The organism is Streptomyces sp. NPDC087440, assembly GCF_044744005.1.
Classification (GTDB): domain Bacteria; phylum Actinomycetota; class Actinomycetes; order Streptomycetales; family Streptomycetaceae; genus Streptomyces.
In genome coordinates, this window is record NZ_JBIUXN010000017.1 from 1 (window position 1) to 26,115 (window position 26,115).

Annotated in this window: 15 protein-coding genes and 2 pseudogenes; 7 read left to right on the forward strand and 10 right to left on the reverse strand. The window is 69.4% G+C overall.

Features of this window, described 5'->3' with window-relative positions; genetic code table 11:
* Nucleotides 1–4,388: condensation domain-containing protein (locus tag ACIO3O_RS28990; protein ID WP_401750862.1), on the reverse strand; the 4,388-nt coding region annotated here is incomplete at its 3' end.
* Nucleotides 4,389–4,541: 153 nt separating this feature from the next.
* Nucleotides 4,542–4,757, reverse strand: a complete 216-nt coding sequence (locus ACIO3O_RS28995; protein ID WP_399169615.1) for an MbtH family protein — start codon at nucleotides 4,755–4,757, stop codon at nucleotides 4,542–4,544.
* Between the two features lie 467 nt (nucleotides 4,758–5,224).
* Here ACIO3O_RS28995 and ACIO3O_RS29000 point away from each other — a divergent pair, with 467 nt between their 5' ends.
* On the forward strand, nucleotides 5,225–5,473 hold the full coding sequence (locus ACIO3O_RS29000; RefSeq protein ID WP_401750864.1) for a hypothetical protein: 249 nt from the start codon (nucleotides 5,225–5,227) through the stop codon (nucleotides 5,471–5,473).
* Here the strand turns inward: ACIO3O_RS29000 and sbnA are convergent.
* From sbnA to ACIO3O_RS29030, 6 genes are all read right to left on the reverse strand, one after another.
* On the reverse strand, nucleotides 5,455–6,453 hold the full coding sequence (gene sbnA, locus ACIO3O_RS29005; RefSeq protein WP_401750866.1) for a 2,3-diaminopropionate biosynthesis protein SbnA: 999 nt from the start codon (nucleotides 6,451–6,453) through the stop codon (nucleotides 5,455–5,457). The genes ACIO3O_RS29000 and sbnA overlap by 19 nt on opposite strands.
* A 14-nt stretch (nucleotides 6,454–6,467) precedes the next feature.
* Nucleotides 6,468–7,505 carry a 2,3-diaminopropionate biosynthesis protein SbnB gene (sbnB, locus tag ACIO3O_RS29010; protein ID WP_401750867.1) on the reverse strand — a complete coding sequence of 346 codons (1,038 nt, stop codon included), beginning with the start codon at nucleotides 7,503–7,505 and terminating at the stop codon, nucleotides 6,468–6,470.
* Nucleotides 7,506–7,545: 40 nt separating this feature from the next.
* The gene (locus ACIO3O_RS29015; RefSeq protein ID WP_401750869.1) at nucleotides 7,546–8,535 is read right to left on the reverse strand and encodes a TauD/TfdA family dioxygenase; all 990 of its coding nucleotides are present in this window, start codon (nucleotides 8,533–8,535) and stop codon (nucleotides 7,546–7,548) included.
* Nucleotides 8,536–8,540: 5 nt separating this feature from the next.
* On the reverse strand, nucleotides 8,541–11,129 hold the full coding sequence (locus ACIO3O_RS29020) for an amino acid adenylation domain-containing protein (RefSeq protein ID WP_401750871.1): 2,589 nt from the start codon (nucleotides 11,127–11,129) through the stop codon (nucleotides 8,541–8,543).
* A gap of 93 nt (nucleotides 11,130–11,222) precedes the next feature.
* Entirely contained in the window at nucleotides 11,223–13,175 is a 1,953-nt protein-coding gene (locus ACIO3O_RS29025) for a BTAD domain-containing putative transcriptional regulator (RefSeq protein ID WP_401750873.1), read from the reverse strand.
* 281 nt (nucleotides 13,176–13,456) lie between these two features.
* On the reverse strand, nucleotides 13,457–14,518 hold the full coding sequence (locus ACIO3O_RS29030; protein WP_401750875.1) for a cytochrome P450: 1,062 nt from the start codon (nucleotides 14,516–14,518) through the stop codon (nucleotides 13,457–13,459).
* A gap of 529 nt (nucleotides 14,519–15,047) precedes the next feature.
* Here ACIO3O_RS29030 and ACIO3O_RS29035 point away from each other — a divergent pair.
* From ACIO3O_RS29035 to ACIO3O_RS29055, 5 genes are all read left to right on the forward strand, one after another.
* Nucleotides 15,048–15,296, forward strand: a complete 249-nt coding sequence (locus ACIO3O_RS29035) for an acyl carrier protein (protein ID WP_401750877.1) — start codon at nucleotides 15,048–15,050, stop codon at nucleotides 15,294–15,296.
* Nucleotides 15,293–16,522 carry a beta-ketoacyl-[acyl-carrier-protein] synthase family protein gene (locus tag ACIO3O_RS29040; RefSeq protein ID WP_401750880.1) on the forward strand — a complete coding sequence of 410 codons (1,230 nt, stop codon included), beginning with the start codon at nucleotides 15,293–15,295 and terminating at the stop codon, nucleotides 16,520–16,522. The genes ACIO3O_RS29035 and ACIO3O_RS29040 overlap by 4 nt, the downstream gene beginning before the upstream one ends.
* Nucleotides 16,523–16,593: 71 nt before the next feature.
* A complete protein-coding gene (locus ACIO3O_RS29045; protein ID WP_401750882.1) occupies nucleotides 16,594–17,430 on the forward strand; it encodes a phytanoyl-CoA dioxygenase family protein in 837 nt (278 codons plus the stop codon).
* A gap of 27 nt (nucleotides 17,431–17,457) precedes the next feature.
* Nucleotides 17,458–18,669 (forward strand): cytochrome P450, encoded by a 1,212-nt coding sequence (locus tag ACIO3O_RS29050; protein WP_401750884.1) that lies wholly within the window; start codon nucleotides 17,458–17,460, stop codon nucleotides 18,667–18,669.
* Between the two features lie 94 nt (nucleotides 18,670–18,763).
* Nucleotides 18,764–19,528, forward strand: coding sequence for a thioesterase II family protein (locus ACIO3O_RS29055; RefSeq protein ID WP_401750885.1), 765 nt, complete (start codon nucleotides 18,764–18,766; stop codon nucleotides 19,526–19,528).
* A 373-nt stretch (nucleotides 19,529–19,901) separates the two neighbouring features.
* On the opposite strand, the pseudogene ACIO3O_RS29060 reads toward ACIO3O_RS29055, so the two are convergent.
* Nucleotides 19,902–20,870: pseudogene (locus tag ACIO3O_RS29060) on the reverse strand (DNA polymerase III subunit alpha); the annotation flags it as partial.
* Nucleotides 20,871–20,938: 68 nt separating this feature from the next.
* Between ACIO3O_RS29060 and ACIO3O_RS29065 the strand changes: the two are divergent.
* A pseudogene (locus ACIO3O_RS29065) lies at nucleotides 20,939–21,747 on the forward strand (IS5 family transposase).
* Between the two features lie 261 nt (nucleotides 21,748–22,008).
* On the opposite strand, the gene ACIO3O_RS29070 reads toward ACIO3O_RS29065, so the two are convergent.
* Nucleotides 22,009–25,956 carry an amino acid adenylation domain-containing protein gene (locus ACIO3O_RS29070; protein ID WP_401750887.1) on the reverse strand — a complete coding sequence of 1,316 codons (3,948 nt, stop codon included), beginning with the start codon at nucleotides 25,954–25,956 and terminating at the stop codon, nucleotides 22,009–22,011.
* Between the last annotated feature and the right edge of the window lie 159 nt (nucleotides 25,957–26,115).

Sequence of the window (26,115 nt, forward strand, 5' to 3'; positions counted from 1 at the left end):
AGATCAGTGGAGAACTCCAGGACTCCCGCCAGACCCGCGGGCTCACCATCGGCGTCCCGCAGCTCCGTGACGTTCAGGAGCAGGTCGAACTTGGAAGTCTGGGTGTCGAGTTGGTCGATCTCCGTGGCCAGGCCGGGGAGCTCGAAGTGCGGTGCGGCGTTGTTCTGGAAGGCGAGCATCACCTGGAACAGCGGATGGGACGCCATGGAGCGGACCGGGTTGAGAACCTCCACGAGGTGCTCGAACGGCACATCCTGATGCGCATACGCCGCCAGGTCCGTCTCCCGCACCCGCTCCACCAACTCACGGAACGTCGGATCACCCGACAGATCCGTCCGCAACACCAGCGTATTCACGAAGAAACCGACCAGCTCGTCCAGCGCCTCATCCGTACGCCCCGCGATCGGCGTACCGATCGGGATATCCGTACCCGCACCCATCCGCGACAACAGCACCGCGAATGCCGCCTGAACCACCATGAAGAGGCTGGCGTCGCCCTCTTGGGCAAGCGCGGCCAGGGCCCGGTGCGTCAGGGGGTCGATCTCGACCGGCACGCTGTCGCCCCGATGGGAGGCCAGGGCCGGACGGGGCCGGTCCGCGGGCAGGTCGAGGTGCTCCGGCAGGCCTTCCAAAGTCGCTGCCCAATAGGCCAGTTGACGGGAGAGTTGGCTCGTCGGGTCGTTCTCGTCGCCGAGGGTTCGGTGCTGCCACAAGGTGTAGTCCGCGTACTGCACCGGCAATGGCTTCCAGTCCGGGGACTCCCCCGCTCCACGCGCCTCGTACGCCGTCACCAGGTCCCGTGCCAGCGGGACCATCGACCAGCCGTCGCCCGCAATGTGGTGCATCACCAGGAGCAGCACGTGCTCGATCTTGCCAAGGGTGAACAAAGTGGCGCGCAGCGGGAGTTCGCGGGTCAGGTCGAAGGCGTCGGCGGCGCCGCAAGTGAGCAGGTCCGGCAGTTCGTCGGTGGTCGCGGAAGCGGTGATCAGAAGGTCGGCGGGGGCCTCGTCGGGGTCCAGGATCTTCTGGTGGGGCGCTTCGTCCGACCCTTCGGGGAAGACGGTGCGCAGCGACTCGTGCCGGACGACGACGTCCCGCAGCGCGGCGGCCAGCGCCTCCCGGTCCAGGTCGCCGGTGAGGCGTACAGCGAATGGCATATTGTACGCGGTCGACGCCGGCCCTTCGAGGCGGTTGAGGAACCACAGCCGACGCTGCGCGAAGGAGAGCGGGAGCCGGTCGGGGCGCTGCGCGGAGACGAGGCCGACGCGGGTGGCCTGTTCGGCCTCGTCGATGCGCCGCAACAGCCGCGCTACGGTGGGCGCCTCGAACAGGGCGCGCACGGGCAGTTCGACACCGAGTTCGGTGCGGACCCGGCTGAGCAGCCGGATCGACGTCAGGGACTGGCCGCCGAGCTCGAAGAAGTTGTCGTCGATGCCGGGCGTGTCGACGCCGAGGACCTCGGCGAAGGCGCGGCAGAGCGCTTCCTCGCTCGGGGTGCGCGCGGTGCGCCGGGTCGGTTCGGTCGCCGAGGCCGGCAGCGGCAGTGCCGCGCGGTCCAGGGTGTGCCGGGCGGTGACGGGGAACGCGTCGAGCACGACCACGGCAGTCGGCGTCTGCGCCGCGGGCAGGCGTTCGGCGGCGTGGCGCCGGATCGCCTGCGGGTCGGCTTCGATACCGGGTGGCGGCACGACGTAGGCGGTGGTGACGGCGGTCCCGTCCGCGTCCTCGCGGACGACGGCCACCGACTGGCCGACGTGAGGGTGGGCGGCGACGACCGTGGCGGTCTCCGCACACAGTTTGGCCATGCTTGCGAACTCCGCTGCGGGGCCTACGAGTTCGAGGCTTCCGTCGACACGCCATCGCGCGAGATCGCCGCTGCGGTGCATCCGCTCCCCCGGTGCGCCGTGCGGGTCGGCGACGAAGCGCTCGGCGGTCGGTCCGGGACGGCCCGTGTAGCCGCGCGCCAGCTGTGCGCCAGCCACGTACAGTTCGCCGGTCACGCCGACGGGTGCCGGGCGCAGCGAAGCGTCCAGGACGTACACCCGGCTTCCTGGCACGGGCCTGCCGATCGAGGCGCCGCCCGGCTGAGCCGCGGTCTCGGCGTTCCCCGCCGTGGCGTGCGCGGCGCTCTCCACGGGCGCGTATGCGGTGCTGAGAGCGACGTCGCCCAGTACGTCACGGAAGCGTGCGGCGAGCTGAGCCGGCAACGGTTCGCCGTCGCAAACGACGGTGCGCAGGGAGGAGTACGTCTGCGTGCCCGGCTCGTCGAGGCGGGCGAGGAGGGCGGCGAGCACGGTGGGGGTGGTGTGCAGGGCCGTGATCTGCCGGGTGGCAATGTCCGCGGCGAGGCCGACGGCGACGCGGGCCGCGTCGTGCGGGGCCGATTCGTACGAGGTCGCCGCGCGCTCGGGGAGGACGAACGTCGCCCCGCCGCCCAGTGCCCAGTGGCACTCCCACAGTGGCGCGGTCCCCTGCAGGACACGGTCGCCGGGACCCTGCGGGTGGCGGGTCCGCAGCCAGGCGAGCTGGTCGGCGAGGGCTGCGTACGTGGTGGTCAGGCCACTCGTGCGGCTGATGTGCGCGGGGTGGGAGGGCAGCAGCGGCGCGGCGCGTTCCGCGTCGGTGACGTCGGCGTCCGACCGCCCGGCCAGTGCTTCCTCGGTACGGGGCTCGCCCAGGACGATGCGGGGCAGCGCTGGCTCCACCGGCAGTTCTGGCGCGTGGCCAGGGGTGAGCACGCACGCCACCCGCGCCCCCGCCAGGGCATCGGCCTCCGCCTCAGAACCCGCGTCGGTCTCTGGGTCCAGCATCAGACACGCCGCCCCCGCCTTCGCCACTGCGAGCAGCGCCACGGGCCAGTCGACCGACCGGGTCTCGACCACCGCGACGGCGCGCTCCGGGCCCGCGCCGTGCTCGATGAGGAGCTGGGCGACACGGTTGGCGCGGGCGTTCAGCTCCGCGTACGAGAGGACACCGTCCTGCGCGACGACCGCGGGCGCGTCCGGGGTTCGCCGCGCCGACTCGACGATCCGCTCCGCCGGCGCTGCGGTCCGCTCCTGCGCGACCGTGGCGTTCCAGGCCTGGAGGAGCAGCTTGCGCTCCTGGGCGGGCACCACGTCCAGCTCGCCGAGGGCACGAGCCGACTTGGCCAGGGCCGCGGCCAGAGTGTGCTCGAACCGGGCGAGATGCCAGGTGAGTTCGTCGGCGGTGTAGAGCGTCTCGTTGCCGTCGAGGTGGATGACGAGTTGTTCGCCGCGTGCCGTGCCGTAGACGTCGAAGGCCAGGTCGTCGAGGGGGCCGTTGCCGAGGTTGAGGAGCCTGCCGGGGTGTTCGCCGAAGGCCAGGCCGTCCTGCAGGTCCATGATGTTGACCAGCGGTCCGAAGGAACCGGAGGCGTCGGGTGATGGCGCGAAGTGGCGCTGGAGGTCCTCTTGGCGGTACCGCTGGTGACGCAGCGCCTCCTTGACGGCCCGGGTGGTGCGCGCGACGAGCTGCCCGAAGTCGTCGTGCGCGCCCACCGTGAGCCGGAGCGGCACGACGTTCGCGGTCATGCCGGGGGTGCGGCGAGCGGTGAGGGTGACGCGGGCGGTGACGGGGAAACCGAGCGTGATGCGGTCGGCGCCGGTCATGCGGTGGGCGTACAGCGCGACGGCGGCCGTGAGGACCACGGACCAGTGGGTGCGGGCGGTGCGGGCGGCGGCGACGAGGTCGTCGTTGAGGGCCGTGGCGAGGCGGATGGTGGCGCGCAGCGAGGAGCCGCGCGAGGTGGCGGCGCGGCGCGAGAGGCTGAACCGCTGGGGCCGGTCGGCGAGTCGGTCCTGCCAGTACGTCCGGTCCTCGGCGAAGTCCGGAGACGCGCGGTACTGCTCGTCCTCCTCGAGGAGGGCGGCGAGGGTCCCGAACGTCGAGTCGCCGCAGGGACGTTGTTCGGCGAGGGCGGTGTAGATCTCGGCGACGCGGAGGGTGAACAGAGCGGCGCCGTGGCCGTCGATGACGACGTGGTGGGCGCGCGTGTACCAGAGGTGGCGGTCGGGCGAGAGGCGGAACAGGGCGAGGTCGTAGAGCCGATCGGCGAGCAGGTCGACGGGGCGGGCGCGATCCTCGCGCATCCAGGTCAGGGCGGTCTGCGTCGGGTCGGGCTCCGCCGACACGTCGTGGCACGTCAGGACGTCCTCAGGGACGGGCATGGGGGTCTGCCACACGCCGTCGGCGTCCTCGGTGAAGCGGACGCGAAGGGCCTCGGCCTCGGTCAAGGCCGCGCCGACGGCCGCCCTGAAGAGGTCCGCGTCGACCGCGCCACGGATGTCGACGCACTGCGCGAGGCTGAAGTCCAGGTCGGTGAGGCCCTGCTGGTGCGCGAACCAGACGCCGTGCTGCGCGGCGGACAACGGTCGACGAGTGGCTTGAGCGTCAGACACCTGCTACCTGCCCATGAGTTGGAAACGACGGGAAAGGAAGGAACGGAGGGAAGGGAGGAAAGAGAATCGAGCCAGGGCGGGCGTCACCGCCCGGGCGGCCCGTCCTGGCTCGGCGTTCCTTCCTCAGGCGTGCGTGTCCATTGCGTCCCGGAGGGATTTGGGCCGCATATCGGTCCAGTTCTTCTCGATGAACTCGACACAGGTGTTCCGGTCCGTCTCCTCAAGGACGGTTTGCCAGCCGGCGGGCACCTCGATGAAGCTGGGCCACAGCGAGTACTGCTCCTCCTCGTTCAGGAGGACGAGGAACTTTCCCTCAGTGTCGTCAAAGGGGTTCGTCACACCACAACCTCGTCTTCGATAGTGGGGCCGGCGATGTGGAGAAGGCGGCCCCTCGGCTGGCTCGACCGTGTTCACAAGCCCGAGGACCCCACCCCATCACGGGCTTTCATCACTTCGATATCGCGCGGTCATTCCTGGATTCTCATGCACGGGCGAGGGTCCTTTCGGCGCCTTCGACGGCTATCCTTTGGTCTTCCGTCACACAAACTGCCCTGAGACCGAGGGGAGCATCAGTGAAGCTGCACGACCTTCTGGGAACATCAGATGGGTGCGCAGTACCCGATTCCTTTGCCCTGTACGAGATCGCGGTCGGCCACTCCTCGGCCGCGTCCTCCGTCAAAGCCGCCATGAGCGCCGGGGAACTCCGTCTTGTGATACCCGCGGTCACGTTCGCGGTTTCCTGTGCCATGCGCACGTGTTGGGACGAATACTGCACGAAATCCCATCAGTCCGGCGTCGGTACGGCCGTGCAGGATCTACTCGACCGCGACGGCGTCGAACTGCTGGAGCTGACGCCGCAGGACGCGACGTCGGCGGGCAGGCTGTACGCCAGGGCGGTGGACCGGCACATCGAGGGCCCCGAAGTCCTCGCGGCCTGCCACTCCTCGTACGCGGCGGGTGTCCACCACGCGCCGCTGCTCTCCACGGGCCGTGCCTCGTACTGCTACGCGGCCACCCTGGGTGACGCCGAACGGAGTCAGATCCGGTTGATCTGACGCTCGGTCGGATCCGGCCGCCTCGGCCCCAGCGCCTCGCGGCCGTAGATCCCCTCCACCCAGTTCTCCTGGTAGACGGTGTCGAGATAGCGCTCGCCCATGTCCGGCGATATCGCCACGCACGTGAGCCCGGTGCGGCCGGCGTTTGCGTCGAGCCACTGTCCGGCGCCGCTGACTAATGTGCCGGTGGACCCGCCGAAGACGAATCCGCCCCCGGCGAGGCGGTGGCACATCCGCACCGTCTCCCGTTCGGGCACGAGGATCACCTCGTCGACGAACTCCTCGTCCAGCAGGGGCGGTCGGACACCGGAGCCGAGCCCCGGGATCATGCGCGGCCCCGGCGGATGCCCGAACGCCACGGATCCCACGCTGTCCACGGCCACGACGCGTACGTGCGGGCGGTGTTCCCGGTACCAGCGCGCGCACCCCATCAGCGTGCCCGTGGTACCCGCCCCGACGAACAGTACGTCGAGGTCGGGGAAGGCGCGGTCGACGGCGGGCGCGGTGTGCCGGTAGTGGGCTCTCCAATTGGCTTCGTTCTCATACTGGTTGAGCCACACGTATCGGTCGTCCGCCGCACACAGGCCGCGCACGTGGCGAATGCGCGCGGCGAGGAATCCGCCTTCGCCGTCGGGCTCGGTGACGGTGTGCACCGTGGCGCCGAGCACCGACATGAGGCGCTTGGCCGCCAGGTTGCAGCGGGGGTCGGTGACGCAGACAAAGTGGTATCCCTTGGCAGCGGCGATGACGCTCAGCGCGATGCCGAGGTTTCCCGAGGAGGACTCGACCAGGACGGAGTCCGGCGCGATGAGGCCGTCCCGTTCGGCGGCCTCCACCATCTCCACGGCGGCCTTCTGCTTGATGGACCCGGTGAAATTGAAGCCCTCGCACTTGAGGAACAGGGGCATGTCGAGCACGGCACCGAGATCGACGTACAAGTCGTCCTGGTTGAACTCCTGGGGCGCCGAGATGACCGGCACGTGGCCTCCCCTCCTCAGCCGTAGCGTCGCATCTCGTGGAAGAAGCCGTCGACGACGTGCAGTTCGCCGGCTGCCGCGACCGCGTCGTAGATGTGTCGGCCGAGCACCAGGTCGAGCACGCCGAGTCCGAACGGCGAGAAGATGACGGGCCGTTCGGTGTCCGGCCGCAGGGTGCCGGTCAGGACGTCGTGGAGCGTGCCGTTGACGAAGTCCCGGTTGCCGACCTGCTGTTCGGTCAGGTGCGGCGATGTGTCGGCCTTGAGGCAGTGGTCGACGTCGTCGACGATGTTGGTGGCCGCGAGCACCACTTCCGGCGCGAGGTCTCGCAGCGACAGATGGAGGACCAACGGGTTGTGCGCGAACCAGGCGGGTTCGGTGACGTGCGGCGTCCCGGCCACCGTCGCGAAGACCACCAGGTCGGAGGAGCGGATCAAGGACTCAGCGTCGTCGTGGACCGTGACCGGCCCCGGCTCACCGGCGCGGCGCAGGTAGTCCCCGAACCCGGCGGCGTGCTCCGCGGAGAGGTCGTGCACGCCGATCTCGTCGAACGACCAGCCCGTACCCGCCAGATAGGCATGGACGTAGCGTGCGATCAGGCCGACACCGAAGAAGCCGACGCGGGCCGGGCGGCCGCCACGGGCCTCCGCGATCCGGTCGGCGGCGAGCGCTGCCGAGGCCGCGGTGCGCGCGGCGCTGATGATGGAGCTCTCCAGGCAGGCCAGTGGGTAGCCGGTGTCGTGGTCGTTGAGGACGAGGACCGCGGAGGCCCGGGGGATGCCGCGCTCGACGTTCGACGGGAAGCTGGAGATCCACTTCAGCCCGTCGGTGGGGGCGTCGCCGCCGACCGACGCGGGTAGGGCGATCATGCGAGAGGACGGCCGGTCGGGGAACCGCAGGAAGTATGAGGGCGGGTTCACGGTCTGTCCTTCGCCGTGCCACCGGTAGGCGGCCTCGATGAGGTCGACCACCTCCCGGTGCCGGCCATCGAGGACGTGATGCACCTGGACCCCGGAGATTATGGAGAACGATGGTGTCGCGTACTGCTCGGGCATGGAGAAGCTCCCTGAGGGGTTCCTGGAGGTTCCTGAGGTGTCAGCGGGCCGGCACGGGCCACGTGTGGCCGGGCAGCCGTGTCGGGTCGCCGAAGAGCGCGACGACATCGCGTTCGCCTTCGTAGGCCTCGCGGCTGTGCGCCATGCGCAGGTTGTCCACGACGAGCACGTCGCCGGTCTGCCACGGCTCGCGCGAAGTGGCGGCCGTATAAGTGGCGTTGATGGTCGCGATCACGGCTTCCGGGATGGCGGTGCCGTCGCCGTGGCGGGTGGTGAAGGGCAGCGCGTCCGGGCCGTAGAGGGCGAGCAGGTACTCCCTGATCGCCGGGTCCATCGTCAGTTCGTTGAGGAACGCGATCTGGTTGAACCACAGGCGCTCCCCCGACGCGGGGTGCCGGACGACGGCCGACCTGCGCTGCAGGGTGCGCAGCGAGCCATCAGCCAGCCACTGGTGGTCGAGGTCGTGCGCGCGGCAGTACGCGGACACCTCGTCGGCGTCCTCGGTGCCGAACGCCTCCGCCCAGCTCAAGCCGACGTCTCCGTAGTGTCGGGCGAGGAGCCAGCCGTCCCGTTCGAAGGGCTCGACCAGTTCGGTGGGCAGGGCGTCGAGGACGGCCCGCGCGTCGGCCACGCCGGTGGCGCCGCCGCTGCCGGGGGCCCGCAGGCAGCCGAAGAGGGCGATGGCGGGGACCTCGGTGGCGTAACTCAGCTCGTGGTGCATGCACATCGGCTCGTCGACCGGCCAGAGCGACGCCGAGTACACGCCGTGCCCCCGGTCGTGGCGGGCGGCGAAGCTCTCGCGTTCACGCATCGGCGTCACGTCGAGGGCGTGGGCCACGGCGGCCAAGTCGGCTGGTGCGCTCAGGCCGAGGCCGCGGACGAGGACCGCGCCGTGCTGGCCGAGCGCTTCGCGTACGTCTTTCGCGGGCACGTCGCGGCCGGACGTTTCGAGGACCGGTGTCCGTGTCTCGCCGAGGACGAGCCGGGAGCCATCGGGGAGGGTTTCGCCGGGCGAAGTGGTGTCGGTCATGGTGTTCAGCCGTCCGTCTTCGTGCTGTCGGGCGCCGCGGTCGCGGCCCGGTGTGCCGATCCTTGGGCGCCGCGGTCGTCGAGGAGCGCGGCAAGGTCCGCGAGCCGCGGGGTGTCCCGCAGTTCCCGCGGGGAGAGCGAGCGCTCGAGCGCGATAGCCAGGCGGACGAGGGAGAGCGAGGTACCGCCGAGGCCGAAGAAGTCGGCGTCGCGTCCGATGCGCTCGGCGGGCACCTTGAGGACCTCGGCCCACAGTGCGGCGACCCGCCGCTCGGCGGCCGTCCGTGGCGCCTCGCCCGGGGCGTCCCCGGTACCCGACGCGCCGTCGTCCGTGGCGCGTTCGCCGGCGACGCGGGTCAGGGCCTTGCGGTCGGTCTTGCCATTGCCGGTCAGCGGCAGCTCGGGCAGGCGGTGGAAATGGCTCGGCACCATGTACGCGGGCAAGGCCTGGCCGAGCGCCGCCGCGAGCGCGTCCGCGGTCAGCTCCGCGGATCCAGTCCAGAAGGCCACGAGTTGGCCCGAGCCGCCGCTGCCGGTCACGATGACGGCACTGTCGCGCACGCCGGGGACGGTCAGCAGCCGGTTCTCGATCTCTCCGATCTCGATGCGGAAGCCCCGGATCTTCACTTGCGCGTCACGCCGCCCGAGGAACTCCAGGCGTCCGCCGGGCAGCCAGCGCCCGATGTCGCCGGAGCGGTACAAACGGGCGCCGGACACGTGCGGGTCAGGGACGAAGGCGGCGCGGGTGCGCTCCTCGTCGTTGACGTAGCCGCGGCCCACGCACACGCCGGAGAAGACGATCTCGCCCGGCGAGCCGAGCGGGACGGGCCGCAGCGCCTCGTCGACCACGTACACACGTACGTTGGCGACCGGCCTGCCGAGCGGCACTGACGTGGCCTCCGGGACGCCCGTCATCACCTCGTGATTCGTGTCGTCCGACGTCTCGGTGAGTCCGTACGCGTTGACCAGCGCCTTGTCTGGGAAGGCCGCGAACCAGCGCTCGGTCAGCTCCTTCTTGAGCGCCTCGCCGGTCGCTGACACACAGCGCAGCCGCGGCAGCGGGCGCGGGGTGTGGTCGAGTTCGGTCAGCATCGTCTCCAGGTAGGAGGGCACGACCTGCAGGACCTCGACGTTCTCCTCAGCGAGGGTCTCAAGCAGACGGGCGACGTCCTCGACGGCCGGCTGGTCGACGACCACGGTGCGCCCGCCGACCACGAGGGCCGCCACGAGCTGCCACAGGGAGATGTCGAAGCACTGAGGCGCGGTCTGCGCCACCACCGTGCCCGCCATGATGCCGAGGTCGTCGATCTTGGCGAAGACGTGGTTGAGGAAGCCTGCGTGCTCGCACACGGCGCCCTTCGGTGTGCCGGTCGAGCCGGACGTGAAGTAGATGTACGCGCTCTGGTCCGCCGTCACCGGCAGGCCGGGGTCGGTGTCCGGTCCCGAGGACAGGTCGTCCAGATCGTCGACGCGTACGCCAGGCAGCCGCGCCGCCGCCTCGTCCAGGCTGCGGGAGACGCCCCATTGGGTGAGCACGTGGTGGCAGTCGCTGCGCTGAAGCATGTCGGTGACGCGGTCGGCGGGGAAGTGCGGTTCCACGGGGAGGTAGACGCCGCCCGCCTTGAGGACGGCGAGGACGACCGCCAGCCACTCCAGGTCGCGTTCGGTCACCACGGCGACCACGCCCTCGGGGCGCAGCCCAGCGTCGAGGAGGGCGTGGGCGACGAGGTTGGCGCGCTGGTTGAGGCGGCGGTAGGTCCACGAGGTGCCGTTGTGGACGGCCGCGACGTCGTCGGGGCGCCTGCGCACCTGCTCCTCGAAGAGCTCGTGGACGCGCAGGTCGGGCAGTTCGCGCGGCGGTCCGGCCAACCCGAGTGTCTGGTAGGTGACTTCGTCGGGTGTGAGGGGGCTCCATGAGTGGTGGTCCGTGTCCGACGCGCCGCTCAGCGCGTCCAGGGCGGCGAGCAGATATCCGGCGATCCGGCCTGCCTGGTCGGCGCCCACCGCCTCGGGGCGGTGACGGAGCACGAGCGCCGGCCGGTCGCCGTCCTGGGACAGGCCCAGCGCGAGAACGGTGTCCGGCGCGAGGTCCTGGGCGGCGGGGGCGCGACCGGGCACGAACAGGGTGTCGTAGAGCGGGCCGGCCCCACCAGTGCGGCTCTCCTCGGGGAAGTCGGGAAGGTGGCGCAGGACGTCGGCGTGGATCCGGGCTGTGTCGTCGAGGAGCCGGGCCCAGGTACCGTCCCCGACGTCCACCCGGCAGGGCACCGCGTCCCCGGCGCTGGCGGCCGACGGCGGCAGCTGGCCGAGAACCACCACCGGTTCGGCGGTAACCTGCGCCAGGACCTTGGCGCAGGCGGTGAGGATCACGCTGTCCAGGGACGCACCGGAGCGCTCGCACAGGCGCAGCAGGGCGTGCGCGACCGGCTCGGGAACCGCGGCCCGCCAGACGGCGGTCGCGTCCCGGGCACTCTGCGGCACGGGGCCGCCGACGGCTCCGACGGGGTCCGCCGAGCGCACCGGCCACCGAGGCAAAGGCGTGAAACCACCGCCGGTGAGCACGCGCTGCCAAAACGCCAGAGGCGCAGTCTCCACACCAGTACCTTCCGTGCGCGCAGCCACTCCTGCAGCCACTCCTGCGAAATCGCCGCTTCCTTCACATGACACGCAAGACGCTAGATATCTCCCTTATCGGCTGGATATCGACAGGCAGGTCAAATGCATCCCGGAGAGGCGGTTGAGCGCGGCCTGCCGGGTCTGGTCGGACTCCTCGGCCAGCGCCCGCTCACGGGCGAAGAGCCGCGCCAGCTCGTGGAAGGCGTAACGCAGTGCCCCGCCCGCGTCCGTGCCGACCACGGTCAGCAGATGCATGTCGAAGAGTTGCTCCATCGCGTCCTCCGCCGCCACCTGGTCCACGGCGAGCAGCCTGGCTCCGGCGTGGGCCGTGAAGTCCGGCGCGTCCAGCAGGCCCAGCATCCGGCACATGCGGGCCGCCTCCTCGGACAGGCTGCGGTAGCCGCGCTCCAAGCCCTGCCGCACCTCCAGGCCGCCCGCGCTGAGTTCGTCGAGGCGGCGTCCCTTGGTCAGGCGGTACACCAGATGCCGTACGGACCAGTGGGGTTTGACGGCGAGCCGACCCGCGGCGGCCCGCAGCGCGAGGGGAAGCCTGCCGCACAGGCGGCCCAACTCGTAGACGGCCGAGGTGTCTTCGAGGACGCGGCGCTCGCCGATGATCCGCGCCACCAGTTCCACCGCCTGCGCGTCGGGCAGGGGGCCGAGGTCGACCCGGACCGCGCCGCTGCCCACGGCCATCGGGTCCTGGCGTCCGCCGGTGGTCGCCACGACCCGCGAGGGGCCGCTGCCCGGCAGGAACGGCTGGATGTGTGCGAGGCTGGAGGCGTTGTCGAGGACCACCAGGACGCGCCGGTCGGCCAACAGGCTGCGGTAGAGCGAGACACATTCGTCGAGGCGCTCGGGGACCAGCTCCGCTGCGACGCCGAGGACCCGCAAGAAGCGGCCGAGCAGCGCGTGCACGGTAGCACTCGGCTGCGTCCACTCGTACTGGGACAGGTCGGCGTAGAGCTGCCCGTCGGGGAAGTGCTGCAAGACGCGGTGCGCCCAGTGCGCGACGAGGCTCGTCTTGCCGACTCCGGCGGCGCCGGCGACGACGCCCGCGCGCGGTCGGGCAGCGCCGGACGGCTCCTGGTCACCCGCGTCAGCCACCAGGGTGTCCAGGACGGCGAGTTCCGTCTCTCGGCCCAGGAACTCTGGTACGTCGGCGGGCAGTTCTGCTGGCGAGGCGCGCCGCCCGGACTGGCGTTCGTCGTCGCCGAAGTGGGAGAGTTCGGGGGCGTCCTGGAGGATGGCGCGATGCAGCTCGTGGATGGGCGCGCTCGGCTCCATCCCGATCTCCTCCACGAACCTCCTGCGCCAGTTGCGGAAGCCCTCCGCCGCCTCCGCCCGCCGCCCGGACCGGTACTGAGCGAGCATCAGGCTGTGCCGCAGCTTCTCGTGCAGGGGCTGGTCGTCGGCCAGCGCCGAGAGCTCGGGCAGCACTTCCTGGTGCCGGCCGAGCGTGAGCTCCGCGTCGAAAAGCGCTTCGTAGGCGGCGAGGCGCTCCGCCTCCAGGCGCGTCGCCTCGTCCTCGATCACCTGCCCCGCGACACCGGACAGGGCGGGCCCGGTCCACAGTTCCAGGGCTTTCCGGTACAGCCCGACACTCTCGTCGACGTGGCCGAGGCGGATACTTTCGGCTGCCTCCGCGGAGATGGTTGCGAAGTCGCGGGCGTCTAAGGTGCACGCCCGCGTCAGGATCCGGTATCCGGGGTGGGTGGTCTCGATGACCGGGGCGGCGAAGAGTGACGCCCGGAATGCCTTGCGCAATGCCCCGACGCAGATGGCCACTTGGGTCCGTGCGGTGTTGGGCGGTCGGCCTCCCCACACCGCGTCCACGAGGCTGTCCACGGAGACGACGCGCCCCCCGGCCAGGACGAGCATCGCGAAGATGGTGCGCTGCCGTGGACCCGCTATCACAACAGGGTGTCCATTCACGGTCGCCGACAGGGCGCCCAGAACCCTTATGGCAATTCTTTCGTGCTTGGCTTCGCCCGCGCCCTCGTGCGCGGCATCGGAGGAAGCCATGCGGTCACTCCCCAAAACCACCCTGTTACCCCCGTCGCAAGTGGAACTATCTGGTAATTACTATTGCGTAGCGCCCGAAGTTCGTCGGTGGATTCGCGCCCGGCCCCAGCGGTTGGTCAGCCACTCGCCCGGCCCCGGCCTTGGGGCACTTGGGCGAGTCGGCAGCGCTGGGGTGTCAGGCGCCAACGACGAAATCAATGGCGCAGCACACTATAGGCACGCCGTTCATCCGGGACGGGCGCGGGTTTCGGGTGTGTACGACAGGCCCGTCAGCAGCCCGTTCACCACTGCACACGCAGGGACTTGAGGCCGCGCGTCGCCGCAGCGGGCTTCCAGTCGAGACGTTCGACGTCGTCGGCGAGCGCGAGGCTCGGGAAGCGCTCCAGAGTCAAACGGATGACCGTTGCCAGCTGAAGTCTGGCCAGCGGGGCGCCGAGGCAGCGGTGCACTCCGCGGCCGAACGTGAGATGGGGGATTCCTGCGGGGTTTCCGGAATCGTCGCGGGTTCGGTTTGCGCCCATGAGGAATACCAGGACCGGTTCTCCCGGTGAAATGGTGACATCCGCCAGCTGGACGGGTTCGGTGACCGCGCGACTGAAACTGAGGGGCGCCGAGGGGTTGATACGCAGGAGCTCCTCGACCTCGGCGGGGACCAGAGAGGGATCGGCGCGCAGGGCGGCGGCACGAGTGGGGTCGTGCAGCAGGCTCAGGAAGGCGAGGGTGATCTGGTCGGCGGTGGAGTCGTAGCCGGCCATGAGGAGCGCCAGGGAGAGGGTGACGAGCTCACGGTTCGTCAGCTTCCCTTCCTCGTCGGCCGCTTGGATCAGGGCGCTGATGAGATCGCCGCCGGGCTCCTTGCGTTTGCCGCTGATGAGTTTCGTCATGTAGTGGGTGAGGAGGAACGCCCGGGTGCGGATCTCGGCGCCCTCGCCGTCGAGGTCGAAGAGGACCGGCACCCACTCCCGGAAGCTCTCCCGGTCGGCCTCGGGAACGCCGAGCATGTAGCAGAGCACACTGAGCGGCAGCGGCGCGGCGAGCCCGGCGACCAGGTCTGCCGACCGCCCGCCGTTAGCCATGGCGTCCAGGAGTTCGCTCGAGCGGGTCTCGATGAACGGGCCGAGCGCGCTGATGCGTCGCTCGGTGAAGGCCCCCGCCACAATTCTGCGCAGCCGGGAGTGCGCCTTGCCGTCGAGACTGACGATGGAGTCGGGCGACGGGTCGATGCTGGCGACCTTCGGCACGTCAGGCGCGACGGCGGCCGCGCGGCTGAACCGCGGGTCAGCCAGCACCTGGCGGGCGAGGTGGTAGTCGGACACCGCCCAGACCCCCACACCGTTCGGCATGTGCACCCACTGGACAGGGGAGGTGCCCTCCGGGTCGCAGGGAAGAGGCAGCGGGCCGGCCGGCAACCCGTCGAGCACATCTCTGGAATTCGGCATCGCTGTACATCCCCCCATCGCGACATGTCGATGGCACGATGCACCCGCGATCTATCACTTCGTTTTCATTCATATATCAATGAATGAAACCGGAACGACCCGGCAGCCAGTCATGCCTGGTAAATGAAGCAGGCGGCTAATAACGCCGAATATCTTGGCAAGCTGCCGCTTGCCACGGCGGAGATCCGTGGCCTAGGGTCGCGATTATCGTGACCGCACCGGGTCTGAGGCGGCAGGATACGATCGAGCACAATATTAATGGTTACGTAACGACTCATGCGTGAATTGTCGCGGGCGAGCCAGACAATACCCTTGCCTATTTCCGTGCAGGCCCCTGAAATGCCGGAGTTCCAACGAAATTCCAACCGGAACCCATACGCACCCGCAGTCGATGACGCGCATTCTGTCCGGCCATTCTTGGAAGGAACTCCCGATGTCCAGCACCCATGACGAGATCGTCCAGCGCCTTTCCGATGCTCTGGGCATCGAGAAGTCGCTCATCACCCCCGACATCACCTTCGTCGAGCTCAAGATCGATTCGTTGGCGCTCGTCGAGTTCTCGGTGATCCTGGACGAGGAGTACGGCGTTCCGCCGCTGCAACTAACGCCGGACAGCACCATCAGTGAGGCGGTGGCTGTGGTGGAGGCAGCGATGAGCAGCCGGACCGAGGTCTCCTCGTGAACGCCTCCCCCGCGGTGGCCGTAACCGGCCTCGGCCTGGTCTCGCCGCTCGGCATTGGCGTCGAGGCCAACTGGGCGGGGCTGCTCGCCGGCGCCTCGACCGCCTCCGCCGACCCCCTTCTGGAAGGCCTGGCCGTCGACTTCTGCTGCGCCGTGCCCGGCTTCGACGGGGACGCCCAGCTCGGCCGCGCGCTCTCTTGGCGCCTGGAGCCCTACGCGCAGATGGCGGTTGTCGCGGCCCGACAGGCCGTGGCCGACGCCGGGCTCGACCCGGAGTCCTGGGACGGGGCGCGGGTCGCGGTGATCCTAGGCGTGGGCGGCACCAGCACGCAACACTGGGACCGGCAGTCCAAGCACTTCGCCGCCGAGAACCACTCCCGTGTCTCGCCGCTCTTCATCTCGCGCTGTCTGACCGGCATCACGGCCGGCGAGATCAGCACGGACCTGGGCGTGTTCGGCCCCAGCCTAAGCGTCAGCACGGCCTGCGCCTCCGGTGCCACGGCCATTGGCCTGGGGCGGGATCTGTTGCGGGCAGGCAGCTGCGACATCGCCGTCGTCGGCGGCGCCGAATCCGGCCGCGCCAGGATCGCCAGCATCGGTTTCAGCCGCATGGGCGCACTGTCGACGCGCGGCACGGCTCCCGCCGAGGCCTCCCGCCCGTTCGACGCGGAGCGGGACGGCTTCGTGCTCGGCGAGGGCGCCGGCATGCTCGTCCTGGAGCGCGCCGAAGACGCGCGGGCCCGCTCGGCGCGCGTCCGGGGCCATGTCGCCGGGTACGGCGCCTCGGCCGACGCCCACCACTACACAACTCCCGACCCCGAGGGCCGCGGCACGGAGCTCGCCACGCGCACCGCCCTCGCCGACGCCGGTCTGGCGGCGGCCGACATCGGACACATCAACGCCCACGGCACCGCGACTCCGCTCGGCGACGCCGCGGAGGCAAGCATGCTCACCCGCGTGTTCCCGCACGCCCCGCCGGTGACAGCCACCAAGAGCCTGACGGGACACACCCTGGGCGCGGCCGGAGCCCTGGAGGCGGCCTTCACCCTGCTGACACTGGCCAACCAACAGGTGCCGCCCACTGCCAACGTGGAGCGGGTGGATGACACGGCGGCCGGGCTCGACCTAGTGACCGACAAGCCCAGGGACGTGGTCGCGACCAGCGCGCTCAGCACGTCCTTCGGCTTCGGCGGCCAGAACGCCGCGCTCGTCCTCACCTCCGCCTGACTCGCACCGGCCCCGCACGGCCCACGGCCGAGTCAGGCCCCTTCCTTACGTCACCCAGGAGATTCGTGTCCATGGCCAGCTCCGCGGCAGAAACTGCCACCTCGCTCGCCGACCTCAAGTCCGCCTACGAGAAGGACGGTTGGTGCGAGCCGCCGTTCCGCTTCAGCGACGACGCCGTCGCACTGCTGCGGGAGCGCGTGGTCTCCATCAGCCACGAACGCCGGCCCGAGGTCGTGTACGAGAAGGACAGCGGCACGGTTCGCGCCCTCCACGGCTGCCATGCCTTCGACGAGGTGTGCGCGGCCCTCGTCCGCCTGCCCCGGCTGGTGGAGCTCGCCGAGGAGCTCGTCGGCGGGCCCGTCTACGTCTACCAGTTCAAGGTCAACCTCAAGCAGGCCCACGAGGGGGCGGCCTGGCCGTGGCACCAGGACTTCGCGTTCTGGCACGAGGAGGACGGCATGCCGAGCCCCGCCGCCGTCAACATCGCCGTCTCCCTGGACGACGTCCACGAGGGAAACGGACCACTCACCGCCATACCGGGCTCGCACCGGTTGGGCCTGCTCGACCTTCCCGAGAGCCGCGCGGACGGCGCGGAGTCCGACTGGCGCTCGCACGTGTCGGCCGACCTCGCCTACACCGTAGACGGCGACCGGGCGCGGCACTTGGCCGACGAGAACGGCCGGAAGGTCTTCACGGGGCCGCGCGGCTCCATCCAGGTCTTCCACCCGAGCATCGTCCATTCCTCGTCCAACAACCGGTCTGCGGACCGCCGCGCGCTACTGCTCATCACGTACAACGCCATCACCAACGCCCCCGCGCGCCCCACCCGCCCAGCCTTCCTGGTCTCCCGGGACACCGCACCGATGGAGCGCCGCGCCGACGAGCGCCTCGACCTGGTGTCGTACTGAAGCCGAGCAGAGTTGCGAGACATCCGCATGGCAACCGAGCCGATCCGAGCAGCCGAACAGCAACCGCAGATCAACCTCGTGGACCCGGAGCTGTACGCGACAGGCGACCCGTTCGCCCAGTGGCGCTGGCTCCGCGCCCACGCGCCCGTGTACTGGCACGAGCCGACCGACCTCCCCGGCTTCTGGGCCCTGACGACGTACGACGACGTGCGCACCGCCTACCGGGACGCGGACACTTTCAGCTCTGCCCAGGGGATTCTGCTGCGCCCCGACAGCCACGGCGCCGACCCCGGCGGCGGGCGCACCCTCGCGCTGACCGACGCGCCACGACACAAACAGCTGCGCGGGCTCGTCGACGAGTGGTTCTCGGTCCGTTCGGTACGCGCCATCGAGCAGGACATCCAGGGGGTGGCGCGGCGTGTGGTGGGCGAGGCTCTCGAACGGGGCACCTGCGACTTCGTGGCGGACGTCGCCGCCCGCGTCCCGCTCTATGTGATCTGCAAGATGATGGGGATCCCCGGTGCCGACTGGGAACGACTGTTCACGCTGACCAGTGATGCCTTCGGGGCCGGTGACCCGTTGACGCAGCGCCTCGCACACCTCGACATCCTGGGGTATTTCGACACTCTGCGGACGGACAAGGCGAAGAACCCCTCGGACGACCTGGTGAGCATCCTCGCCACGGCCGAGGTCGACGGCGAGCCGCTCACCCCGGACGACGTGATCCTCAACTGCAACAACCTTCTCGTCGGCGGCACCGAGAACACCCGCATCGCAGCGTCCGGGGGCATGCTGGCGTTCTTGAGCCACCCCGGCCAATGGCAGGACCTCAGACAGGACCCGGCCCTGTTGCCCTCCGCGGTCGAGGAGGTGCTGCGCTGGACCTCGACCGCGACGCACATCATGCGCACCGCGACCCGGCCGGTGGAGATCCGTGGACACCAGATAGCCGCCGGCGACCGCGTCACATTCTGGCTGCCCTCGGCCAACCGCGACGAGGCAGTATTCCCCGATTCCGATCGCTTCGACATCCGCCGCAACCCCAACCGCCACCTGGCCCTGGGCTTCGGGGAGCATTTCTGCATCGGTAGCATGCTCGCTCGCGTCGAACTACGCCATCTCTACAACGAGTTACTTACTCAGTCGATCAACGTAGAGCTCGACGGCGAGCCGACTCTGCTGAGCTCCATCGTCGTCAATGGCCCTGAACAACTATCCGTCTCCCTAACCGCAATGTGACAGGAACACCACCATTCGCCGCCTGGCCCAACTGAACTCGAGTGGCTGCGCGACAGAGAGCACGAACCGCGACCCGAAAAGGGAGGACACACTCGTGAGCGACTGGATACGTCGCTTTCATTCCGCACCCAATGCTGGAAGCCGCCTGCTCTGTTTTCCACACGCAGGCGGCTCGGCTAGCGCTTACCACGCGCTCTCGGCCGCCGTTGCTGGCGCCATAGAGCCACTGATCGTGCAGTACCCAGGCCGCCAGGAGCGGTTCGGAGAGCCATTCGCCGAGCGAGCCGAAGAGATGGTCGCAGCCGCACTCGCCGCACTTCCGGCGCCCGTCGATGGGACGCCGACGATCCTGTTCGGGCACAGCATGGGCGCGCTCCTGGCATTCGAGGCTGCGCGACGCCTGACGGCCGAGGGACAGCCGCCCGCCGCTCTGTTCGTCTCCGGTCGACGCGGCCCCTCTCTGCCGCAGTGGCCCGCCAGGAGGAAGCCAGTGGGCGAGATGTCTGACTCCGAACTCATCGAGGACATAAGGAAGTTGTCCGGAACGCCAGACGAATTGCTGTCCTCCCCCGATCTCCTGCGCCTCGCCCTTCCACCAGTACGCGCCGACTACCGGATCGTGGAAGATTACATCTACCGGAGCGCGCCCCCGCTCGACTGCCCGATAACGGTCCTGACCGGTGACAAGGACCCAGGTGTCACGGTCGAGGCCGCGCGAGCCTGGGGGAGCGAAACACAGGCTGCTTTCTCTTTCCACGTGTTGGCAGGGGGCCACTTTTTCCTCGACGACCACATGCCGTACCTCGCGGACCTCATCACCTCCGTGCTGCCGGAACCGAACATCAGACAGCGCGCCTAACCCACTTCCGAGCCCAATTGGGCGGACTCCCGCAAGCCTTCGACCAGATCCGCACCCGCTCAGACCGCCGTTACGGTCGAGTGAGCCTGAAGAAATGTTCAGTTGCCTACTTACCGCGCCCGCAGTGCCACCCACGCGTCCCTTGCGTTCATCACATGCGGCCAGACGTCGCTATCACTTGGCGCGGTCGTGTACGGCAATGATGCCGAAACCGAGCAGCACGGTTTCGGTGAACCGGAAGGCCATCTCGACGTAGGCAAGCTCCTGCTACTCCAAAGCAACATTCTTGACTGAACGGCTGGGACTCGGCCCGCGACGTAATTTCGTCGCAAAGAGACACGACCAGTGCGGGACACAGTGAGTGCGGAAACAACACCGGGCCCGGCCGGAACAGTGAGATGTCGGCGATGACGTCCTGCGGGTCCCGCGGCTGGAGACGCCCCAGGAGGTTCTGGTGACCGGGCGATTCGAGCTGGAACATGCCGATGGTGTCGCTGTTCTGGATCATCTTGAACGCGAAGAAGTCATCGAGCGGGACCTGGGCAGGGTCGTCGAGGTCGATGCGCGGGGCACCGCTGGTGCGGGCGATCTCGTCGACGGCGTGCGCCATCGAGGACTGCATCCGCACCCCGAGGACGTCGAGCTTGATGAGACCGAGGTCCTCGACGTCGTGCTTGTCGGCCTGGACCATCGGGTACTGGCCGCCCGGCGTCGGCTGCACCGGCAGCCGGTCCAGCAGGGTGTTGTCGGTGATGATGACGCCGCACGGGTGCATCGCCATGCCCCGCGGCAGCTTGTCGAGGCCGGTGGCCAGCTCGAAGAGCGGCCCGAACCGGCCCGACGCCGCCTCCTCAGACAGCTGACGGAGCTCGGGGAGCTCGGCCAGCGCGGAGGAGATGTCGCAGGCCCGGATGTGTGGGAAGGACTTCGCGATCCGATCGACCTGCTGGGGTGCGATCCCCAGCGCGAGGCCGGTGTCGCGCAGGGCGTGGCGGGCGCGGTAGGTCTCGGGCATGCCGGTCACCGCGACCCGCTCCGCCCCGAACCGGGCGAAGATGCGGTCGTAGACCTCAAGGCGGCGGGCGGACTCCACGTCGATGTCCGGCAGCGACGTACGCCGCTCAGAGAGGAACCGCTCGAACAGCAGGTTGTGCTCCAGCGGGTTCGCCGTCGCGATGTGCAGAGCGTGCGCAACCATCGACCCGACACCCGACCCGCGGGCCGCCACCCGGATCCCCATCTCACGGACGTCCGCGACGACCTGGCCGACCGCCAGGAAGTACGCCTCGAATCCCAGCTTGATGATGACCCGCAGCTCCTCCTCCATCCGCTCCACCGCAGCGGGAACGTGGTGCAGGCTCCGGCGTATAAGAAGAAATCTCATTTGGCTGTGCCGGTATTCTGTGGGTCATGGTGGGGATCGTTGAGCGGTTGGTGCCGGACGAGTTGTGGGAGCTGTTCCAACGGGTGGTGCCGGAGGCGCCTTCCCGGCCCCAGGGCGGCGGACGTCGGCGGCACGGCGACCGGGAGGTTCTGGCCGCGATCGTGTTCGTGGCGACGTCGGGTTGTACCTGGCAGCAGCTGCCTTCCGCGTCGTTCGGTCCGTCCGGAGCCACGGCCCACCGGCGGTTCTCGGAGTGGTCGAAGGCCCGGGTGTGGGCCAAGCTCCACCGCCTGGTCCTCGACGAACTCGGTGCCCGCGGAGAGTTGGACTGGTCGCGGTGCGCGATCGACTCGGTGAACATGCGGGCCCTGAAAAGGGGGACCTGACAGGTCCGAATCCTGTCGACCGGGGCAAGTACGGCTCGAAGATCCACCTGATCAGGGAACGCTCCGGTCTGCCCATCTCCGTCGGCATTTCCGGGGCCAACCTGCACGACAGCCAGGCCCTGATCCCGCTCGTGAAGGGCATCCCGCCCATCCGTTCACGCCGGGGACGTCGGCGGCGCAGGCCCGGCAAGCTCCACGCCGATAAGGGCTACGACTATGCCCACCTGCGGAAATGGTTACGCGGGCGAGGCATTGCACACCGCATCGCCCGCAGGGGAGTTGAATCTTCACAACGCCTTGGCCGCCACCGCTGGACGGTGGAACGCACGATAGCCTGGCTCGCTGGCTGCCGGCGACTGCACTGACGCTACGAGCGCAAAGCCGACCACTTCCTCGCCTTCACCAGCATCGCCTGCACCCTCATCTGCTACCGCAGACTCACCAAATGAGATGTCTTCTTATGCCACTTCCAGGACGTGGTGATGACTCTGTCGGGGATCTTTGCGTCTTCCAGCGCGGCGCACGGACTTGCCCGGGGCGTTCCGCCGACCGTCGCAGAAAGCCGAGGAATCCGTTGTCCCGTCGCCCCATTCCGGCGCGCAAGTCCCGTCTCTGGTCCAGACGGCCCGAGCGCCCGGCCGAAGTCGAGGCGCACGCTGGTCACCTGACCTCGACGGGTCCAAGATCCCCGACAGAGTCAAGCTAAGGGGTTATTTGATGGTGGTCAGTGTGGTGGCGAGGGGGTGGGGGTGGTCTTTGACGAAGTAGTGGCCGGCTCCGGGGAGTACGGAGAGGTGGGTGTGGTGGGTGTAGTGGCCCCAGGCGCGGTAGGTGTTTTCGTAGCCTGCGGTGGCGGGGTCTGCGTCGCCGATCACGATGTGGAGGGGGGTGTGGAGTTTCTTCCATGTGGTGGCGGCCTCGATCTGGAAGGTGGCTCCCCGGATCATTGCGTGGCGGACCATGGTGAGGGTGCGGTGCAGGTCTGTGGGGTCGAGGACGCCGTTGAAGCCGCCGAGGGACTGGAGGTAGGTGTGGAGTGTGTCGTCGCTCTGGGCGGCGAGGGTGGCGAGTGCGCCATGGGGGTCGGGTTCGGGTAGGGCTGCGGCGAGGTGGGTTGCGTGGGGGGTGGTGTTGCGGTCTTCGAGTTCGCGTGCGGTGAGCAGGGTGAGTGCGGTGCCGACGCAGTGTCCGTAGAGGGCGAGTGGGCCGGTGACGGTGCGGGTGATCTCTTCGGCGAGGTGGGCGGCGGCTTCGTGTAGTGGGGGGCCTTCCTGGGTGGGGAGTGCGGGGTCGTAGCCGGGGATGGCGGCGGCGCGTAGTTCGATGTGTGGGGGCAGGCAGGCGGCGAGTTGTTGGAAGGCGGTGGCGCTGCCGCCTCCGTAGGGGATGCAGATCAGGGTCAGGCGGGGTGGGGTGGGCCTGGTGGGTGTGAGGGTGCGCAGCCAGGGGTGTGGGGTGGTGTGTTGGGCGGTGGTGCGCAGGTGTGTGGCGAGGCGGCGTGGGGTGGGGTGTTGGAAGATGTCGATCGCTGTTGCCTGTGCGCCGATGTTTCGTGCGGCGCGGACTGCTTTGAAGGAGTCGCCGCCGAGGTCGAAGAAGTCGTCGTCGATGCCGATGCCGTCGGGGGTTGCGCCGGGCAGGGCGTCGTTCCAGGCCTGGGTGATCTGTCGTTCGAGGGGGTCTGTGGGGGGTGTGGGGGGTTGTGAGCGGGTGGGGGCCGGGGTGGGCAGGGCCGTGCGGTCGAGCTTGCCGTGGGCGGTCAGGGGGAAGGCGTCGACGACGGTGATCGTTGCGGGGATCATGTAGTCGGGCAGGGTGTTCTTGAGGGCGGTGCGCAGGGTTCCTGGTTCGGGGTGGGCTCCGTCGGTTGTAGTGGTGTAGGCCCGCAGGACGGTGTCTCCGACGGTGTCGGTGCCGGCCAGGGCTCGGGCGTCGGCCACGTCGGGGAGTGCTCTGAGCGCGGCTTCGATTTCGCCGAGTTCGATGCGGTATCCGCGGATCTTGACTTGGTCGTCTGCGCGTCCTCGGTATTCGATCATTCCGTCCGGGAGTCGGCGGGCCAGGTCGCCGGTCCGGTACAGGCGTGTTCCTGCCGGGGCGAGGGGGTGGCGGAGGAAGCGTTGTTCGGTCAGTTCGGGGCGGTGGAGGTAGCCGTTCGTCACCTGGGGGCCGCCGATGTAGATCTCGCCGGTGATTCCGGCGGGGGTGGGGCGCAGTGTGCGGTCGAGGATGTGTACGTCGACGTGGGGCAGGCCGGTGCCGATGAGGCTGCCGGGGGTGTCAACCACGAGTTTCGCGGTCAGGGGCTGGTGGGTGGCGTGGACGGTGGTCTCGGTGATCCCGTACATGTTGACGAGCTGGGGTGCGTCGTCGGGGTGCCGGTCGTACCAGGGGGCGAGTCGGCTCAGGTCGAGGGCTTCGCCTCCGAAGATGACGTACCGCAGTGCGAGGTGTTGTGCCAGGTCGGGTGTGTCCTGTTCGGCCTGCATGAGGTGGTGGAAGGCCGAGGGGGTCTGGTTGAGGACGGTGACTTCTTCGGCGGCGAGCAGGGCGAGGAACGACTGCGGTGAGCGGGCCACGGTGGTGGGGACGATCACGAGTCGGCTGCCGTGCAGGAGTGCTCCCCAGATTTCCCAGACGGAGAAGTCGAACGCGTAGGAGTGGAACTGGGTCCATACGTCGCTCGGGCCGAAGTCGAAGAGGGTGCGGGTGGCGGAGAGCAGGCTCATGACGTTGTGGTGGGTCACCACCACGCCTTTGGGGTTGCCGGTCGATCCGGAGGTGTAGATGACGTAGGCGGGGTGGGTGGTGGTGAGCGGGGTGGTGCGTTCGGGGTTGTCGATGTTGTGTGCCGGGAGGGTGGCGAGTGCGGTGTGGGTGTCGGGGTCGTCGAGGAGGATGCGGGGGCATCCGTGGTCCGGGAGGCGGGCTGCGAGTTCGCTGGTGGTGATGAGGAGTTGGGGTTGGGCGTCGTGGAGGATGTGGGTGATGCGGTCCGGCGGGTAGTCGGGGTCGACGGGGATGTAGGCGGCGCCGGACTTCAGGACGGCGAGCAGTGCTGTGACGAGGTCGTGGGAGCGGGGCAGGGCGAGTGCCACGTGGCGGCCCGGGCGGGCGTCGGCCTGGAGGAGGAGGCGGGCCAGGCGGTTGGCCCGGGTGTTGAGCTGTCCGTAGCTGAGGGTTGTTCCTTCGCAGGTCACGGCGGTGTGTTCGGGGCGGAGGCGGGCCTGGGTCTCGAAGGCTTCGGGCAGGGTGCGGGGGTCTGTTGCGGTGGTGCCCCCGCCTTGGGCCCAGTCCAGCAGTCGGTTGTGTTCTGCCGTGTCCAGGATGTCGAGGTCGCCCACGGGGTGTTCGGGGTCGTCCAGGAGGGTGTCGAGGACGGTGCGGAAGCGGGTGAGGTGTCCGGCGAGTTCGGCGGGGGTGTATCTGCCGGGGTTGGCGTTGAAGGTGAGGCGCAGGCCTTCTTCGCGGGGCAGCACGGTGAGGGTGAGGTCGTCGACGGGCCCGGTGGCCAGTGCGTGGGAGACGGCGGTGGCTTCGCCGAAGGTGAGGTCGTACTCGAAGGGCAGCACGTTGATGTGCGGTCCGCACAGGGCGCTGCCGTCGTGCAGGAGGCCGAGGTCTCGGCGGAGGTGTTCGTAGCGGTAGCGCTGGTGTTTGAGGGCGTGCCGGCTCTGGGTGGTGGTGTGGCGGACCAGCTCGGCGAGGGTGGTGTCGGGGGTGACGTGCAGGCGCAGGGGCAGGAGGTTGGACGTCATGCCGGGGGTGCGTTTGAGTGTCGGGGTGGTGCGTGCTGTCACCGGCAGGCCGAGAACGATGTCTTCGGCTCCGGTGATGCGGTGGGTGTAGGCGGCGAGTGCGGTGGTGAGCAGGCTGCTCCAGTGGGTGCGCCGGGCGCGGGCTGCGTTGCGTAGCCGGGTGAAGTCCGGCGGCGGCATGTGGTGGGTGTCGCTCAGGTGTTTGTGCGGGGTGGGTGCGGTCCGTTCGGAGAGCGATGCCGCTCGTCCGGCGCCGGTCATGGTCTGTTGCCAGTAGGCGCGGTCGGTGTCCGCCGTGGGGGATGTCTGGTAGTCGGTGTCGTCCTGTACGAGGTCGTGGAGTGGGCCGAAGGCGGTCGGGGCGGGTGGTGTGCCGGTGGTCGTCTCCGTGTACCGGTCGGCTACGCGGGAGGCGATGAGGGCGTGGGAGAAGCCGTCCGTGACGAGGTGGTGGAACTTCTGGTACCAGAGGTGCCGGTCTTCGCCGAGGGAGAGGATCGCCTGGGTGTAGAGGGGTGGGTGGTTCATGTCGAGGGGGTGGGCGAGGTCGTCGCGCATCCACTGGTCGGCGGTGGCCCAGGGGTCGGGCTCTGTGCTCAGGTCCAGGACGGTGACCGGGACGGTGGGGGGTGCGTCGGTGACTTGGCAGGGTCCTGTGCTGTCCTCTTCGCAGCGGACGTGCAGGCACTGTGCTTCGGTCAGGACGCTGCGTATCGTGGTGTGCAGTGCGGTGGTGTCGAGGGGGCCGTGGATGTCGATGTACTCGGCCGTGATGTAGGTCGGGTTCGCCGGGTCGAGCCGTTGGGCGAACCAGATTCCGTGCTGGCCGGTCGTCAGGGGCAGCCGCTTCGTGTGCGGGAGGTCCTGGGGGTACGGGGGGTGCTGGGGGTGCTGGGGCATTCCGTCCTCTCTCGGTCCGCACGAGGGGTCGGACGGGTGGGGCGGGTCCGGTTGCCGGATGCGGGGTGGTGACCGCGTGGGCCCGGGCGAGTCCGGGCAGCGGTACGGGCGCATGCCGAAGGGAGGGTCCGCCGCAGGTCTGAGGCCCTCGTGTCCTGT

Excerpts from the sequence above, each read along its gene's own strand:
- sbnB (WP_401750867.1), bottom strand. The coding sequence starts at position 7,505 with ATGCCCGAGCAGTACGCGACACCATCGTTCTCCATAATCTCCGGGGTC.
- ACIO3O_RS29015 (WP_401750869.1), bottom strand. The coding sequence starts at position 8,535 with ATGACCGACACCACTTCGCCCGGCGAAACCCTCCCCGATGGCTCCCGG.
- ACIO3O_RS29025 (WP_401750873.1), bottom strand. The coding sequence starts at position 13,175 with ATGGCTTCCTCCGATGCCGCGCACGAGGGCGCGGGCGAAGCCAAGCAC.
- ACIO3O_RS29030 (WP_401750875.1), bottom strand. The coding sequence starts at position 14,518 with ATGCCGAACGGTGTGGGGGTCTGGGCGGTGTCCGACTACCACCTCGCC.
- ACIO3O_RS29035 (WP_401750877.1), top strand. The coding sequence starts at position 15,048 with ATGTCCAGCACCCATGACGAGATCGTCCAGCGCCTTTCCGATGCTCTG.
- ACIO3O_RS29045 (WP_401750882.1), top strand. The coding sequence starts at position 16,594 with ATGGCCAGCTCCGCGGCAGAAACTGCCACCTCGCTCGCCGACCTCAAG.
- ACIO3O_RS29050 (WP_401750884.1), top strand. The coding sequence starts at position 17,458 with ATGGCAACCGAGCCGATCCGAGCAGCCGAACAGCAACCGCAGATCAAC.
- ACIO3O_RS29070 (WP_401750887.1), bottom strand. The coding sequence starts at position 25,956 with ATGCCCCAGCACCCCCAGCACCCCCCGTACCCCCAGGACCTCCCGCAC.